Source organism: Okeania sp. (assembly GCF_983059655.1).
Genome location: NZ_CEZPJD010000075.1, coordinates 1 through 17,446 on the forward strand (window position 1 = coordinate 1; position 17,446 = coordinate 17,446).

At 36.7% G+C, this 17,446-nt stretch carries 15 protein-coding genes; 6 read left to right on the plus strand and 9 right to left on the minus strand.

Going from position 1 to position 17,446, the window contains the following annotated elements:
• Positions 1–218 precede the first annotated feature (218 nt).
• Entirely contained in the window at positions 219–1,355 is a 1,137-nt protein-coding gene (gene phnM / locus AC3DU7_RS06955) for a phosphonate metabolism protein PhnM (RefSeq protein ID WP_488038627.1), read from the minus strand.
• A gap of 128 nt (positions 1,356–1,483) precedes the next feature.
• Here phnM and AC3DU7_RS06960 point away from each other — a divergent pair, with 128 nt between their 5' ends.
• Positions 1,484–1,777, plus strand: a complete 294-nt coding sequence (locus AC3DU7_RS06960) for a Dabb family protein (protein WP_488038628.1) — start codon at positions 1,484–1,486, stop codon at positions 1,775–1,777.
• 118 nt (positions 1,778–1,895) lie between these two features.
• Here the strand turns inward: AC3DU7_RS06960 and phnL are convergent, their stop codons facing one another.
• Positions 1,896–2,633 carry a phosphonate C-P lyase system protein PhnL gene (phnL, locus tag AC3DU7_RS06965; protein WP_488038629.1) on the minus strand — a complete coding sequence of 246 codons (738 nt, stop codon included), beginning with the start codon at positions 2,631–2,633 and terminating at the stop codon, positions 1,896–1,898.
• A 1,231-nt stretch (positions 2,634–3,864) separates the two neighbouring features.
• Between phnL and AC3DU7_RS06970 the strand changes: the two genes are divergently transcribed.
• A complete protein-coding gene (locus tag AC3DU7_RS06970) occupies positions 3,865–5,112 on the plus strand; it encodes a J domain-containing protein (RefSeq protein WP_488038630.1) in 1,248 nt (415 codons plus the stop codon).
• Positions 5,113–5,447: 335 nt separating this feature from the next.
• Here AC3DU7_RS06970 and pyk read toward each other — a convergent pair whose 3' ends face one another.
• On the minus strand, positions 5,448–7,211 hold the full coding sequence (pyk, locus tag AC3DU7_RS06975; RefSeq protein WP_488038639.1) for a pyruvate kinase: 1,764 nt from the start codon (positions 7,209–7,211) through the stop codon (positions 5,448–5,450).
• 493 nt (positions 7,212–7,704) lie between these two features.
• Here pyk and crtR point away from each other — a divergent pair, with 493 nt between their 5' ends.
• Entirely contained in the window at positions 7,705–8,640 is a 936-nt protein-coding gene (crtR, locus tag AC3DU7_RS06980) for a beta-carotene hydroxylase (RefSeq protein WP_488038640.1), read from the plus strand.
• A 758-nt stretch (positions 8,641–9,398) separates the two neighbouring features.
• On the opposite strand, the gene AC3DU7_RS06985 is transcribed toward crtR, so the two are convergent.
• The 5 genes from AC3DU7_RS06985 to AC3DU7_RS07005 form a co-directional block, all read right to left on the minus strand.
• Positions 9,399–10,001 (minus strand): hypothetical protein, encoded by a 603-nt coding sequence (locus AC3DU7_RS06985; RefSeq protein ID WP_488038631.1) that lies wholly within the window; start codon positions 9,999–10,001, stop codon positions 9,399–9,401.
• 132 nt (positions 10,002–10,133) lie between these two features.
• Entirely contained in the window at positions 10,134–11,810 is a 1,677-nt protein-coding gene (locus AC3DU7_RS06990; protein ID WP_488038632.1) for a CHAT domain-containing protein, read from the minus strand.
• A 407-nt stretch (positions 11,811–12,217) separates the two neighbouring features.
• Positions 12,218–13,009, minus strand: coding sequence for a type I methionyl aminopeptidase (gene map / locus AC3DU7_RS06995; protein ID WP_488038641.1), 792 nt, complete (start codon positions 13,007–13,009; stop codon positions 12,218–12,220).
• Positions 13,010–13,727: 718 nt separating this feature from the next.
• Positions 13,728–13,997, minus strand: a complete 270-nt coding sequence (locus tag AC3DU7_RS07000) for a hypothetical protein (RefSeq protein WP_488038633.1) — start codon at positions 13,995–13,997, stop codon at positions 13,728–13,730.
• Between the two features lie 588 nt (positions 13,998–14,585).
• A complete protein-coding gene (locus AC3DU7_RS07005) occupies positions 14,586–14,909 on the minus strand; it encodes a hypothetical protein (RefSeq protein WP_488038634.1) in 324 nt (107 codons plus the stop codon).
• 458 nt (positions 14,910–15,367) lie between these two features.
• On the opposite strand from AC3DU7_RS07005, the gene AC3DU7_RS07010 reads away from it, so the two are divergent.
• Positions 15,368–15,598 carry a hypothetical protein gene (locus AC3DU7_RS07010; RefSeq protein WP_488038635.1) on the plus strand — a complete coding sequence of 77 codons (231 nt, stop codon included), beginning with the start codon at positions 15,368–15,370 and terminating at the stop codon, positions 15,596–15,598.
• Between the two features lie 356 nt (positions 15,599–15,954).
• On the opposite strand, the gene AC3DU7_RS07015 is transcribed toward AC3DU7_RS07010, so the two are convergent.
• Positions 15,955–16,419: a hypothetical protein gene (locus AC3DU7_RS07015; RefSeq protein WP_488038636.1), complete on the minus strand. Its 465-nt coding sequence runs from the start codon at positions 16,417–16,419 to the stop codon at positions 15,955–15,957.
• Between the two features lie 453 nt (positions 16,420–16,872).
• On the opposite strand from AC3DU7_RS07015, the gene AC3DU7_RS07020 reads away from it, so the two are divergent.
• The gene (locus tag AC3DU7_RS07020; RefSeq protein WP_488038637.1) at positions 16,873–17,100 is read left to right on the plus strand and encodes a hypothetical protein; all 228 of its coding nucleotides are present in this window, start codon (positions 16,873–16,875) and stop codon (positions 17,098–17,100) included.
• Between the two features lie 65 nt (positions 17,101–17,165).
• The coding region (locus AC3DU7_RS07025) for a hypothetical protein (protein ID WP_488038638.1) at positions 17,166–17,446 on the plus strand (281 nt) is incomplete at its 3' end.

Here is a 17,446-nt window from a genome sequence, read left to right on the forward strand (position 1 = left end):
TTTTTTTTTATCCCCTTAAAAGGGGAGGCGCATACCCACAATTTTTCGGTAAAAATTTACCAGAATAACCTTCACAATAAATTTTTAAATTTTGCTAATAGGAATCAGCAAATAAATTTTTACAGCTTAAAATACTTGATTTATTTGAAATTTTATTTTGTCAAAATATCCGTCAACTAAGGCAAAAAAAAATCCTTCCTTATGTAAAATAAAAAGTTTTAAGCAACACGACGGCCATTAACAATTGCTGAAGTTAAATGGGGAACTACACCATCATCATGTACCGTAATTAAATCCGCACGTTTGCCAACTTCTAAACTTCCTCTATCGTGAGACAAATTAATAGTTTTAGCAGGATTAATTGTCACTAACTTCATAGCTTCATATAAAGGTTTAGCAATTTTCTGACTAATAATAAAAATAGATTGTAATAAACTCCGAGGTACATAATCTGAAGAAATTACATCTACTAAATTTTGCTCAACCAATTCCATTGCAGATACATTTCCAGAATGGGAACCTCCTAATACTAAATTTGGTGCCCCCATCAATACTTGTAATCCAGAATTATGAGCTTCTTTTGCTGCTTCTAAAGTAGTTGGAAATTCTGCTAAAACTGCTCCACTTTCTAAAGCTTCTTGTACATGACTTATTGTTGCATCATCGTGAGAAGCTAGAGAAATTCCATTTCTTTTTGCTAATTCAACTAATGCTTGGCGATTTTTAGGAGCATATTGTTGTTGAGTTTCCTGACGATAGGCAATAAATTTATTCATTTCTGCTTCGCTAATTCCATACTTACCCATGTAATATTCTTTATATTTTTCCACACTTACAAATTGTCTTTGACCAGGAGTATGATCCATCAAAGACATGAGAGAAAGAAAGGGATTATTTGCATATTTTTCCACAGCAGTAAATATATCTTCAAAAGAAACTTCACAGCGTAAATGTAGCCGATGATCTGTCAGAAGTCTACCTGTTTTTTGCCCTTCAAAAATAGCTTCAATCATTTCACCAAAACCCTTAACTCGAACAGAATTAGGTTTAATATCTCCAATAGCGATCGCGTCACAAACTGTTGTAATTCCAGAGCTAATTAAGTCTCGGTCATGGTAAGATACTGCTGCTGCTAAAGGCCATTTCACAGCAGGGCGAGGAGACATACATTTTTCTAAGTTATCTGTATGAAGTTCTATCAATCCAGGCATTAAATATTCTCCTTGCCCATCTTGACCAAGATTAACAATTCCTGGCTGAATTTCGGCTATTTTTCCATCACGAACTATTAGAGTACCAATAGTTTCTTGGTCTGGTAATTGTAGGCGATAGTTTGTGTAAATCTGTTCGTTCATGTTTATTTAATCGACAGTCAATTTTAAATGAACCAATAATCTTAAATGAACTAATTGGAATTTTAATTTCTCTATAGTAGCTTCAATTTCTGTTAAAATACATAAACAGTTTTGAAATATTAGTTTATATGATAGTACATATAGTTTTATTTAAGTGGCAGCCAGATACTTCAGCAGAAACTATTACTTCGGTTATGTCCGCTTTGAAAGGAATGAAAGGGAAAGTCCCGGAAATAATTGATTTATCTTGTGGGAATAATTTCTCGGAACTTTCTCAAGGTTTTCAAAATGGCTTAGTCGTGCAATTTAAGGATAAAACTGCTCTTGATGCTTATGCAAAAAATGCCCATCATCAAGAAATTATTAAGACTTTGATTAAGCCAATTTTGGCAGATAAAATTACTATTGATTATGAAGTTTAAAAAGCGGTCAGCAATCAGCAATCAGCAGTCAGCAGTAATAAAATAATCAATTATTTCCCCATACTCTGTAGGGACGTTGCATGCAACATCCCTACTCTTTTATGAAGATGCTTATTAATTAAATTCCAAACATAATTTCTCTGCTACAAAGTCTTCGTTTTACTTCTTCATCATGGAAAATACCTATTAAACCACACCCATTAACTAGACGTTTTTCTAAAAGTTCAATTACTACTTGACGATTGACAGAATCCAAAGCTGATGTTGGCTCATCTAATAATAAAATTGGATAATCAACTGTTAAGCTTCTGGCTAGATTAACTCGTTGTTTTTCACCTCCAGAAAAAGTAGTAGGAGAAAGATGCCAAAGACGTTTTGGTAAATTCAAGATTTCAAATAATTCTGTCACTTTTTGATAGGCTAATTTTGGCTCAATTCCTAATTCTAATAAAGGCTCTGCTGCTACTTCTAAAGCTGGTACACGAGGAATTACTCGTAGAAATTGACTGACATAGCCAATAGTATTTTTTCGTACCTCTAATATTTGATGAGGTGCTAATCTAGGAAGATCGACCCAAGTAGATTTATGTTTGATCAAAACTGAACCTTTATCGACTCGATAGTTACCGTAAAGGCAGCGCATAAATGTCGATTTTCCCGAACCAGACTTACCGGATAAAGCAATACATTCTCCTGCTGTTAAACTGAGAGAAATATTTTTTAAGACTGATAATTTTACTCCACCTTGGTTGTGTAAAGTAAAGCTTTTTTCTAATGCTTCTGCCTTTAATAATAAAGAGTTTTCTAGAAAAGTATTTTCTGGCTGATTATTTACTGTTAGTAGTTGAGTAGTCATTTCAGTTATCAATTATCAGTTATTAGTTAGCCTCCTGTTCGGAGGAATTGCGTTAATAGTACCTCTGCAATAAGGAGGCTTGAAATCTGGGTTTTCTCTGAATCAATTAGATATATAGCAATATGGTTTGAGTTGTGAGATATTGGCGATTTTTAGGCAACAGGCAACAGGCAACAGAGAAGAAGAAAAAAACGAATATATATGAGTAAGATAACTGCTATACTCTATACTTTCAAGGAACATCTCAATTCTCACATCTGATTCCTGATTGCTATAGTGAGGTTTCCTCGCCATATCTCGGTCACTTTTTATCCCCTTAAAAGGAGAGGCTATTAACCAGAATTTTTCGACCATAAATCATTTCTAATTTTTAATTACTGTGAGACGCTGATGCTGAAAAGTTTGTTTCCTCTAGAGTAAGCATTCAGCTATTAGCAGTCAGCTCTTCCTATGGAATGCTGGGCAAACATTTTTAATGAATGAAGTAAGCATTTTCTTAACTTATTCTACTATATTTTTAAACAAAGAATTGAAGCACAAGAAATACAAGCTTAAATTGTCTGCTAAAGGTAATAAGGTTGATATATGATAATTTTTTCCTGATTATTTTACTGATACTTTTATATATACCATTTATTTGTAACAATGAGCTTAATGATTTTTCCTTATACCTTATTAAAATGACTATTTTCGTCTCTATATTAAGTGCAACTTCATGGAGAAATTGTATAAGTAGTAGAGAGGTAGTTGTCAGTAGTTGAGTAGCCATAAATAATTTTTCATCTCTAACTAAGATGAGGTACTTCATGGGATGACAAGCACTTCAAAACCATTGTGGGATATAATGATTTTTGTAGTTTTGTTTATGAAAGTAAAAGAGATTTACCGAAAAATTGTGGTTTGAAGCCTCCCTTTTAAAGGGGATAATAAATAAAAATTTTCTTTTGAATCAATCCTCTCCTTGAAAAGAAGAGGTAATTCTAAATTCTAAATTCTTGAAGGATCAATATAACTACATCTACAGGACTACCCCATTTTTCAAATTTTGAAAAATTCTTCTATACATACTTTAATATTGGTTGCTAATGCTTATCCCTCGATATAAAGTTAAAAATTCCATATAAAAATTCTTGCGAATTGATAAATATCTTGTTTCTAATAAACATTGAAATACTTTATGATATAATTAGCAATAATTGCCTAAAATAGTGCTTTCAAAAACTAGGGTTAGATGGAAAAAGAGTGTAACTATTATGAAGTTCTAGGAGTATCAAAAAATGCTTCCACAGAACAGATTAAAAAAGCTTATCATAATCTAGCACGCCAGTATCATCCTGATGTAAATCCAGGAGATATAAATGCAGCAGAAAAATTTAAAGAAATTAACTCAATGTATGAAATTCTTTCCGATCCATTGAGGCGATCGCAATATGATCAAACGGTAGGAGAAGCCAAAGAATTATATAAACAAGGAGTTGCAAAAAGTCAGCTTGGAGATTATCAAGGTGCAATAAAAGATTACACAAAAGCACTGGAAATTAACTCTAACTGGGCAGAAGTTTTGTATCACAGAGGATTTGCTAGTTATAAACTGCAAGATTACCGGAGTGCCGATCTTGATTATACAAAGGCATTATTTTTAGACCCAGATTTAGTAGAAGTTTATTATTATCGCGGTCTTTGTCGTATGAAATTAAGATACATTCAGGCTGGTATGGAAGACTATAGCAAAGCATTAGAAATGAATCCCTATTTTGCTCATGTTTATTATCAACGTGGTTTAGTTTATCTAGAGTTGCAAGAACATCGTCTGGCAATAATTGATTTTAAAAAAGCTGCTCAACTTTTTGCAGATCAGGGAGATAAAGCTAATTCTCAAAGAGCGCTAGAAGCTATTAAAAACTTACACCATTTTTCATGGTTAAAAATACTAGAAATATTTCAGACAACTTTTCAGGATGCTTGGATAGCAGTAAAGATTTTTCTTCCTAATCCTATAGGAGGTTTATTACCAGCTTTTACTCAGTTAGAACAAAAAAGAGCATTTAACGTTGCAGTTTTATTTGGCATAATATTTGAAATTTGTTTTGTAGTAGGAATTAGTCTGATTTCGCAGAGATTAGATAAAGCAAATCATACAGAATTTTTATTATTAATAATTATTGGTATTATTCCCTTTGTAAATTTGACAGTTACAAGTGGTTTTGCCAGACTTATTTTCAAAGCTGATGGTAGTTTAACAGGAGATTTATTTACAGCAGGTGCATCACTATTACCTCTAGGTTTGATGGTGCTAGTCAGTGGAATTTTAAATAATTGGGTAATTAGTATTATTTTAGCTATTTTTGCTTTGTGTTACACAATTTTAACTATGTATAGTGGTTGCCAAAAGATTTCTAATATTTCTGAAGAAAAATCAGCTATAACACTACCTATTATGTTCCTTCTGACTGGATTGCCATTTGCTTTAATTAATTAAATAGGGTTTTCTGAAAAAGTCTTTTGGTAAGGGTAAGAATCAGGAGAGAAGAAAGAAGAAGTAAAGGTGAGAGTATCTTGCTCCCTTGCGGGCAGGATGCTCCCACTAGAGTGTTTAGTAACAACAATAATTAGAGCAATGAGCGCTGGTATATTTACAAATTGCAGGAGATGCCCAATAGCTAAAAGTCTTATATTATAGGCAATTTATTTCCTCAGATGAGCTGTTGCCTGTTGCCTGCGCACAGGGCTATACAATTCACCACCATCACAACAGACCACCACCAAATTGAAAACTCGTCTTAGGTATGACTATTCACTCACCTTTAACATGAATTATTTTCGAGTAGCTCCTGAATATACAGTACCTCTCTGAGCATCCAAAGTCAAAATCGTGCCATCGCGAACCACATTGGTTGCATTCTTCACCCCCACAATAACTGGCAATCCCAAACGTAAACCAATAATTGCTGCATGACTGGTAATACTATCCTCCTCCGTTACGACTCCTGCGGCTTTTTGCATTACCTCCACAAAATCAGCATCTGTGTGATTAACTACCAAAATTTCTCCAGGGTTAAAATCTCGGACTTCTTTTACACTATGAGCAACACGAGCGCGACCACTAGCATATCCCTGACCAATACCTGTACCTTGACCTAAAACTGCAGTCACCACCTCAACTTTAACCAGGTCGGTTGAGCCTGCCACACCTTGAATTGTACCAGCAGTCATGACCACTAAATCTCCATCAAATAATAACTCCTTCTCCTGAGCAACACTGATTGCAGATTGAAAAGTCTGACCAGCAGAAGCTAAGTCTAACACCAGTAATGGCTTTATTCCCCAAACCAGTTGTAACTGTCTAGCAACATCTACATGAGGAGTCACTGCCAAGATCGGAGTTTTTGGTCGAAACTTAGAAACATTTCGCGCTGTTGCACCTGTCTTAGTCAGAGTCATAATAGCTGCAGCATCTATCTTTTCCGCAATTTGACCCACAGCTTGGCTAATTGCATTAGGAATTGAATGACCTGTATCATTCATACTAGAAACGTTGCAAGTAATAATTTCCTGCTCAATGCGTTTAGCGATCGTTGCCATTGTTGCCACCGCTTCCACAGGATAATTACCTACTGCTGTCTCATTAGACAACATTACTGCATCCGTACCATCAATAATTGCATTTGCCACATCAGAAATTTCAGCACGGGTAGCACGGGGGTTATTCGCCATACTATCTAACATTTGAGTAGCAGTAATTACCGGAATTCCCATTCGGTTAGATGTTGATATCAATCGCTTTTGCAAAAGTGGTACTTCTTCTGCCGGCAATTCCACTCCTAAGTCACCACGAGCAACCATTACCCCATTACACAAAGCCAAAATTTCTTCCATTTGTTCGATCGCTTCGTGTTTTTCAATTTTTGCTACCACAGGAACCTTTTTTCCCGCATTAGCAATTAATTGTTTAATCTCTAAGACATCCTGAGGGTTTCGCACAAAACTTAATGCTACCCAGTCTACTCCTTGGTCAAGACCAAACATTAAGTCTTTTCGGTCTTTGTCTGTCAGTGCTTTAATTGAGAGATAAACCCCAGGAAAATTCACACCTTTATTATTGGAAAGAGTACCACCAACTACCACTCGACAATGTAGCTGCTTCTGTGCTTTGTCTACTTTTTCCACCAACATTTCTACTTTGCCATCATCAAGAAGAATCTTTGCTCCTTCTGGCACTTCATCTGCAAGGGGTTCATAAGTTACAGAAGACATTTCTTGAGTTCCAGCCATTAAGTGACTAGTTAAGATAAATGGATCGCCCCGTTTTAGAGATATTGAACCATTTTCAAATTTTCCTAATCTAATTTTTGGTCCCTGAAGGTCTTGCAAGATGGCTACAGGTTGATTTAGTTCAAAAGAAGTTTGTCTAATTAACCGAATACTGCGTTGGTGATCTTCATGGGTTCCATGAGAAAAGTTAAGTCGCAGGGTTGTTGCACCAGCTTTGATTAACTCCCGAAGTACATCAGGCTTAGTAGTAGATGGGCCAATAGTTGCTACAATTTTAGTTCGGCGTAAGCCATTTTGCAGTTGCATCATTTCACAGTTTTAATAGTAATAGGTTAAGAACGATATGTTTGATTTTTAATTATTTCTGAATAGTAATTACGCTATATACAATGTTGAAAAAACAAATGATATTTATTTAATCATTCATTAAAGAAAGATAGTTAATTAACTCTGGGACAAATTGACAATAGTGCCTAATTTATTTATAACTATACTACTGGGCGAGATTGATATCTTAGACTACCATACTCAAAGGATGTCAATGCAACTATTAATAATTACTTATTTACTCTTAAAATTATTTAGTTAGCAACAATCCGTATTTTTTCTAATTTAAATTTTAGGATCGGAGTATCTGTTATAGGGATCGCGATTAAGTTCATTTAGCTTCCCCCATAACTAAAGATTCTCAATTATCTTGTTTTATATTAATATTATTTCATATATCTTTACAAAATTTTGCCTATATCGTATTGTAATAAAAAAAGTCTAAATTAATATGGTAGGAGTGCAAATAAAAATGTTGGAGGCAGGGCTGCAAACGACAGTCCCAAGAGAGTTACTAAGCTCGTCTGGAGGCTTAAATACTAACTTACTCATGTTTTTGAGTGCTATAGGAGTAATAATTTCCTCAACCTGTGGTTACTGGTACTGGCACTTTCCTGGCTGGTGCTGCTTCTTGATGAATGTTCTAGCCTTACACATGGCAGGAACAGTAATTCACGATGCTTCCCATAATTCAGCCCATAAGAATCGCTTAGTTAATGCTATTCTAGGTCACGGCAGTGCGTTGATGTTAGGTTTTGCTTTTCCAGTATTTACAAGAGTACATCTACAGCATCATGCCCACGTTAACGACCCAGAAAACGACCCAGATCATTTCGTTTCTACTGGTGGCCCCTTATGGCTAATTGCAGCCCGCTTTTTTTACCATGAAATCTTCTTTTTTAAAAGACGACTTTGGCGGAAATTTGAACTCTGGGAGTGGTTTTTTAGCCGTTTAGTAGTATTCGCAATTATAGGTTTGTCCATATATTTTGGGTTTCTGGATTATATTTTAAATTATTGGTTTTCTCCTGCTTTAGTCGTTGGTTTAGCTCTAGGATTATTTTTTGATTATTTACCTCATCGTCCTTTTCAAGAGCGCGATCGCTGGCACAACGCTAGAGTTTATCCAAGTGCCTTTCTCAATATTCTGATTTGTGGACAGAATTATCATTTAATTCATCATTTATGGCCTTCTATACCTTGGTATAATTACAAACCTGCTTATGAAGTGATGAAGCCATTATTAGATGTTAAGGGTTCTCCTCAATCTTTAGGATTATTGCAAGGCAAAAATTTTTGGAGCTTTCTGTATGATGTTTTTTTAGGAATTAGGTTCCATAAGCACCAGCAAGTTCAACCCCAAGAAAAGGGGGAATTGACATTAGAAAAAATTGAGTCTCATCAATAATTTTTTGAACTAATCAAATAGTATTTGTGTTAGTTACTATGGTTGATTTTTCCGATACTTCTTACCTTTGTTCTACCAGATAATTTTTTAGATAGCCCGCAATTTTTCTGTATGATTACTGATGGCTTCCATACGGTTTGTTTGGAAGCCAATAGTCAAGAATAGAGAAAATTTGAAATTTAACTAGATATTTTTTAAATATAGATTTAAATAGCACTCAGCATTATCACTTTTTTGGCATTTAGGAGGGAGCGCTTAGGGTTGCCGGGGTATGAACCCAAAATAAAAAAGCTGTTTGCGGAGCATTGCGGTACGGAAAATGCTGAAGCGCTGACAGTTAGTTAATAAGAATACCATAGCACGACCAATTTTTGGAACGATATTTAGCTGCTAGAAGAATAATTCGATCAACATCAAAATTATTCTATTTCTCTAGGAAATATGAATGAATAAAAAATTTATTTATTAAAAGCAGACTTAGTAGAAAAAAATGCTGCTGTCAAATTGTGGGTTGAAGCGATCGCATGGCAAAGTCGTAATTGAAGGTACTTTTTCTAAATCTTCTCTAACCCTTCTGCCTTACTTTCCTAATAAAGCTCCTATCTAAACCGGATTTAGTACCACACACTAATGCAGCAACGCCGAAAAAAATATAGCAGTTCTCAGTTCAGTTGCTCATAATTAATTTTTGAGCATTAAAAAAAAACTAAAAACTGCTTGTTATTTTTTATTAAAATATTAAATTGAGGATATAAAAATTAATTATTAGCTTCAGAGATAGCATAGAGCGCGATCGCTAAACTCAATCGTGCTTGTTCAACTTCTGACAAATCATACCAAGAAGTTGATTGAATTGTTGCCAAAGTATTTTCTACTGCATCATTATGACTACCACGCATAGAATGGGCTAAGGGACGCGCCATTACTTCCAAATCTTCCAAATCCCAACCTGGTAAAACTTCGCTGACACAATGCACCAATTGATCTGACAGAGAAAGAATAGACCCTAAACTATTCACTTGATCGACAACATTAACAGCAATCTTGCCTAACTTGTTGAGTAAATTCTTAGGAGCAAGACCTGAAAATTTTTCAGATAAAGAATTCTGGATATCGATCGCAGAAAAAAGTACATTGGTTTGACTATAAAATTGTTTGCAGGCGGAAGTCATTTCCAGATCAGTTAGTAAATCAGACAATGGTAGTTCCTCTTCGAGAGCATCAAAATAAGTGTCTGATTCTGCTGCTTCTGGATTCCAAGGATAGGCAATATCATCAAGAACTATAGAATTTAATAAATCCAATTCTACTTGGGTAGAATTATTAGCAGAAAACTGAGAGCGGGAGGGCTGATTATTCATAATTTTATTCCTTAGTAAAAATAATTCATCTTCTATTAGATATAGAAGTAGGTAATTAGCAATATTGTTATTTCCTACTTAATCAGCTACAAAAGCAACCTAGCTAGTTCCGCAATTCTAAACTTAGATTAACTAGGTAAAATCTTTTGTTGTTTCAATCACAAACTCAAAAGCTTGACCTTGAGAACTGCCAAATTTTACCAGTGTTCCTGATGTTATGGCAACCTCATCACGATGGATTCTTTGCCAATCACCAGACTGATAAATTAAAGTACCAAAACGAGAAATATCTTTTAAGAAATAAGTGGATGTAAGCTGCTCTCCCGGAAAACAACGAGAAAAAATTTCAGCGTGTTTTTGGGAAACCCACCGCTCAAAGATCACCACATCATTTTCCTGAGAACGTCCAACCGCGATCGTACCAGGCCAAATAGGCCAAACCTGACCATTATTGTCTTGAGAACGTAAAAAAGCCCTAGAAGTTGAACTACCAATCCAAGTCGGAGAGTTAGTGGGTAGTTGAGTTACCAACTCATCAAATACTTGAATTAATTGACCATTGAACTCCGGGTGCATATATAATACTGGTAAAGTCCAAGCTGGTTGATTAAATCTATAGAGAGTTAATAACTGTTGCCTAGCCACAGCTACTGATTGATCTATCAACATTCCCTCTCTCAAACATTGGGCAAAAACTTGAATAAAACTTAAAGCTTCTCCATCAGCAATTTCATCTCGCATTCCTAAAACTGCTGGTACTCCATGATGAATTAATACCTCTGCTAGACTACTGCGTGGTATGGCCTCGACTTTTCCAGAAGATATATCTGTAGCTGGTTGTGCTCCCCAGCAAGCATTGAATACTGCCAAAGTTACTCCATTGCGAACCAGAACTTGTGCTAGCTCAGTACCATTAAGAGTAGTCTCAGGTGCTAAAAATAACCAACCACCATCTGGGCCAGGTTCCCCATGGCCAGCATAGAAAAGTACGTTATAAATTTTTTTATCTAGATAGGAAATTAATTCTTCTGGAGTCGGTTGAATTAATGTATCGACTCTGCAAGGTACAAAAGAATTAACTCTTTGTAAATTTTGGTTTGTAATCTCGCGGGGTTTTAAAACCTCAGTTAGTCGGGCTGCTTCTTCTTCTAGCTCTAATTTGGATAAAGTAGAAAATTGATGGTCTTTGGCTGAAGATGATTGTCCTTGAGGCGCACTTTCCCCCATCACCAGCAGAATATTCAAATATGGCGAAGGTGGGCGAGGTGGTAAGGAGTGAACATCACTGGTAGTACGACTAAACAAAATTTCTCTACTTAGAGAAAAAGCAGGTAAAGAAATTCCTGGTTGCATGATTTCCCAGGGTAAGGCAATTAATTCGGGTGTGCGAATGTCCAATCTTACCTGTAAGGGCAGTTCTTGCCCAATGGCAATACCTTGACTTTGGTGAAGACTTTGAGCAATTTCTCCTTGAAATAGCCACTGCCACAGACTAATGCCCAAATTTTGCATCAGGCGACTGGTACGATTAATTCTGACATTGGAAGCAGGGGCAGGATGAATATTTGGAGTTGATGCTAAAGCTGGTTGAGGTGTACCGATGGGAATAGCAGGTAAACTTTGGGGAGAGAATATTTCTAACCAAGCCTTCCAAGCTTGTGACAAGGTTTCTGGCCAAATTTGATCGTGATGGACATATCCCCGCTGGAAAGGAGCCTGCATTACCCAAATGGCAAAATGATTAGCTTCTGGGATATTCAGGCGGGCGATCGCTATATTTAGGCAAGGACTTTCTGGTGGGAAAGGCATTCAATTTTTTCTAAACTATATATTATTAATGTACTCAAAGAAATCTATGCTAGTTTACCTATATTATTTTACGCCTTAAGCCTTCATTCCATAACGAGACATTCATAATTTATTTATACAGAAAATTTGTTTTTTCCGGCATTGCTGAATTAAGGTATGAAAGTGGGGTTACAGGAAATAGGGAATAGCGGTGCGACCCCGCGTCGGCGACAGACGCAAGGGAATGCGCACCAAGAGAGGGAACAGTTAATATTAACAAGTAGTTCAAACAATCCAAAATCCAAAATACAAAATCCAAAATTATCAAATCATACCCAGAATCAGCAACGCCTTTTTTCTTAATAGATATAGGCGTGATAATAAAAAATAACATCAACTATTGCACAGAAATTATCAATTCTTTTCCCCTACTCCCTACTCCCTACTCCCTCTTTTGTGAGAATTTCCACCCCTTCTTCTGTGACAGCGACAGTATGTTCAAATTGGGCTGAAAGTTTTTTGTCTTTGGTAATTACAGTCCAGCGATCGGCTAAAGTCTTAATATTGTTAGTTCCTTCATTCAGCATAGGTTCAACAGTAAAAACCATGCCAGGGCGTAATTTTAAACCTCGACCTCGTTGGCCATAGTGAGGAATTTGTGGCTCTGTATGAAACTGTCTACCAACTCCATGACCAACCATTTCTCGTACAATAGAAAATCCATTAGCTTCGGCATATTCCTGAATTGCTGCCCCAATATCTCCAACTCTTGCTCCTGGTTGAATTTCAGCAATCCCTCGTATCATACACTCTTCGGTTACTTTTACCAATTTTCGAGCTGAGGCTGATGGGTTTCCTACTAGAAATGTTCTGGAAGTATCGCCGTGGTAGCCATCAAGAATAGGCGTAACGTCAATATTGATAATATTTCCGTCTTTGAGAATATGTTTGTGGTTGGGAATACCATGGCAAACTACTTCATTGATACTGGTACAGATAGAACCGGTAAATGGAGGATAACCGTAAGGGGCATAGCCAAGTTGGGCACTGATTGCTCCCTGTGCCTGAGTCCAATTTTCGGCTTCATCATTTAATTCTTGAGTACTAACTCCTGGTTGTACCATTGGCTCAAGATAATTAAGTAAATTTGCTGCTAGTCTCCCCACTCGGCGCATTTTTTCTAATTCTTCTTGTGGAGATAGACAAGACGTTATTTCAATGTAGCGCAAAACGCTACAAATATTATTGCAAAAGGATTACAGGCTATAGAGAAATAGAGAAATTCTATAGAGAATCTATAGTTCTCTATAGACCTATCCTGCTTAACATTTTGATTTTTAATTGTGCAGTTTTTACTGTCTATTTACTGACTAGGGTGACTAAAACTATATGTAGCAAGGCTTTGAAGGGTAGTCACTAAAAATAGGTGACTGACTAGGGTGACTGGTTAGACAAAAATAAGGTAATTTACCGACAATTGTCGGAATATTCTGGTTTTTAAAAATTAAGATGAAGTTGGTGTCAGCAAAGATTGAAGCTGGTTGATTTTTCTCGCCGACCTTAGTGATTTTTTCTTGGATTGCCAAACTTTTTTCTCCACAGTTCTTCAGGAAAAAAATAATCAAGTTTAAAAAAATGCTTTTGCAGTGAAAAAGTGGCTTTTACTGACTAGGTGACTAAAGCTATATGTAGCAAGGCTTTGAAGGGTAGTCAGTAAAAATAGGTGACTGACTAGGGCGACTGATTAGGCAAAATTAAAGCGATCGCCTGACAGATATCTAGATAATCAAAGGCGATCGCTTTATTGAAAAAAACAGTGGTAAGCAGATTACGCAAACCTTAAGGTCCCGTAAAACGAAAGTAAGCAAGCTGCTTTAATTTTTAGGCACTCTAGCTTAACGATTTACTCTTCAGTCGCCACAGCTAGCACCCTTGATATCATCCAAAAGCTCCGTTGCCATTACTCACTACACCAACATAAGGTATTGGTTCAACTATTGAAGTTGGCCCTGATATATGAGGCAAGGGTGGTGCAGGGTTAGATGGCATATAAGAATTGGCATAGTAGGTCAAAATACGTCTAGTCAGCTCGTTTAAAGGGATGTTTTGCTGTGCTGCAATGACTTTCAATTTGTAGTGAACTGTGAGGTCTAGGCTAGTGCCGACTTCTTTGCTAGGTGGTTTAGGTTGTTGTTTCTTTCGTCCCATTATTTTTGTCCTGTAGAGCTATGAGTTATATTATGGCCTCAAATGTTTTGGTGTCCAGTTCTATAAATATATAGTGTCTAGTGTGGGCGTCATGTGGTCACTAGATACTTTGATTTAGTTTAAAAAGACTTACCTAGCTTTTTTACAAACCTTAAGGTTTGTAAGTATAGTCTCCTGTACTAAAGTCGCAAAAATCTTTACTTAGCTTTTTTACAAATATTAATATTTGTAAGTATAGTCTCTTGCACTCTGGGTGATGAGGAGAGGAAGGCTGACACACGAATTACTCAGGGCAGTTAAAGCCCAACTCATGTTTAGTGTAACTTGCCTTCTTCCCCTCTAAGTCCCCACGAATCATTCAGGGCAGTTAAAGCCCAATTCATATTTAGGGCGTTTCTAAAAATATAGCATTTGGTCGGAATTTGTTTTAGGTATGAGCGATCGCTCCTACTCATTTCCTACCCCAGCAAGTATGAATGGCCAGGGAGGACAAAAAGTTTTACCTAACAAACTCTATCTCATCCTCATAGAAGGCTTTCTCCTCTCCATTGTCAAAGCCGACTTTGATTAGATTGCCTGATAGTTTTGCTAGTAATTCTCCTGTTTGGCCTTTTTATGCTTTGTGGTGTTTGCGTGGTTTGATGATTTTGACTTGTTGCTGTGGCCGTTAGTTTCCTCACTGTGCCCTTTTTCCTGATTTGACAATTTTTTTATCACTGCATCAAGTTGGCTTAAGTCTAAAATTTCTCCTGTTACTTCCCAGTAGGCAATATCAAGCTTCATCAAATCTGCCGCTCTCCTACTCATTGGAGTGTCTGCTCTTGCTGCTAACTGCTTAAATCTAATCCTTATCTCTGCATCATCACCATCAAAATAAACTCTTATTGATTTTGAACTATTACTTAAAGCCATATCGCATAAATGTCTATCTAATACATATATCTGATATGACCATTATCGTATTACCTGCATATATATGGCAATCAAACACTTTAACATATAAGCTCTTATCTATTAAAGCACAAAAACATAAAAAGATTTAAAAACAAATTTATAAATATACTAACGCATAATCATACATCTATGCTATAATGAACTCATAAGCAACAGAGCGAACGTAGGAGAAAGCGCGAATGCCGGAAACCTCAGCTAGTACCTCAACCGCTTACATAGTTGGTAAGTGAATACAGAGAACGTCAATTCTTACTAAGCCATTAGTATTGACGACTGTAAGACAAGCCCCTGAGTAACGTATGTGAAAGTGTGGCAGCTCTACAGTGACAGCGATGCGACCGCCAGTAACGCTATTGACAGTATTTTTATTCATTCACTGACGCAAAAACCCTTGAATCAGCTATCACATTAATGATGTGAAAATCCCCACCAAAAACCTAGCCTGGTACGAAAAAATAGACTTAACAAACAAACTAAAAGTTGGTCTAATTCCAGAAGACTATCAAGAATACGGAGAAGTTGCAGAAATCCTTCACTTAACCGATAAATTGCTAACTCTAACACCAGAGGAAAGGATAAAAACAGCAATCAAACTGCTGAAAGAAATCCAAAAAGCTCACTTTCCCAAACTGACCAAATCAGTTTAATTTTTTCCCAAAACAATTCACGCGGTAGAGATTATTTACCGCAAAACCTATACCACATGAAGACAATAAAACCGGAGGTAATTAACCACAACAATCAAGGATTAATACCCAAAAAAACAGTCAAACAGATGTTTGGAATTAAACACCCAAACACCTTCATCAAGGACTACAAACTACTAGAACTAAACCACACCCACTTTACCTGGAGAGAAATCAAGCTCTTATACGCACTTAGGCTATTCCTAGAACGCGGTAAAAGCGGTGTATTTGGCAGAAAATTGTACCTACAATTACTACAAGAACACACAATCGCTTCTGCCCTGTTGAGTATGAATGACTGGGGTAGGCAAAAAGTTTTACCCAACAATCTCTACCTCATCCTCATAGAAGGCTTTCTCCTCTCCATTGTCAAAGCCGACTTTAATTTGATGGCCTGATAGTTCTGCTAGTAGTTTTCCTGTTTGGCCTTTGTATGCTTTGTGGTGTTTGCGTGGTTTGATGACTTTGACTTGTTGTTGATGGTTATGGCTATTAGCGTCGTTTTGAGTCTCTGGTTGAAGGATGCCGATTAGGTAGTTTAACTTGTCCATCAATTCATCTAGCCTATCTAACTTCTCTGACTTTTCTACATCAAAGGCTTCTACATCTAATATTTCTCCTGTGGCTTCCCAATAGGCTACATCCTTCTCCATAAATAATGTCAAACGTCTTGACATGGACGTGCCTGCTATGGCCACTAGCTGTTTGAATTTATTTCTTAGTTCTCTATCTTCTTCTCCTAGAAAAATTCTCACCGAGGGTGAGTTAGGTCCTATAGTCATCTTGCCACACAACTTGTATACATTATCATCCTCCCTTCCATACTTGCACATACTTGTTCAATATGTCACTTGCTCGTGAGTAGCGCTAATTAACCTGTATTATGTGCTAATTGTGTTTTAACTTGTACTAAATTATCCTAACTTGTGTTGCTTGTGCTTTAACTTGTGCTACAATGAACTCATAAGCAACAGAGCGAACGTAGGAGAAAGCCAGAGTGCCCAAGAACCGCAGCTAGTACCTCAACCGCTTACATAGTTGGTAAGTGAATGCAGAGAACGTCAATTCTTACTAAGCCATTAGTATTGACGACTGTAAGACAAGCCCCTGAGTAACGTATGTGAAAGTGTGGCAGCTCTACAGTGACAGCGATGCGACCGCCAGTAACGCTATTGACAGTATTTTTATTCATTCACTGACGCAAAAACCCTTGAATCAGCTATCACATTAATGATGTGAAAATCCCCACCAAAAACCTAGCCTGGTACGAAAAAATAGACTTAACAAACAAACTAATCGTTGGTCTAATTCCAGAAGGCTACCACGAAAGAACAGCAGGAGAAGTCGAAGAAACCCTCTGGCTTACCAACAACCTGCTAGATCTAACACCAGAAGAAAGGATAAAAACAGCAATCGAACTGCTGAAACAAATCCAAAAAGCTCACTTTTCCAGGCTGATTTAATCAGCTTAATTTTTACCCTTAGCAGTTTACCTGGTAATCACAATCTAGGTAAAACTAAACACCCCATGAACACAATCAAACCGGAGGTAATTAGTCACAACAATAAAGGATTAATTCCCAAGAAAAAAGTAAGGCAAATGTTAGCAGTAAAAACTCGCAAGACATTCGTCAAAGACTACAGACTACTAGAACTAAACCATACCCATTTTACCTGGGGAGAAATCAAACTCTTATACGCACTTAGGCTATTCCTAGAACGCGGTAAAAGCGGTGTTTTTGGTAGAAAATTGTACCTACAATTACTACAAGAACACACCCCCCAAGAAATACTCAAATCAATCAACAT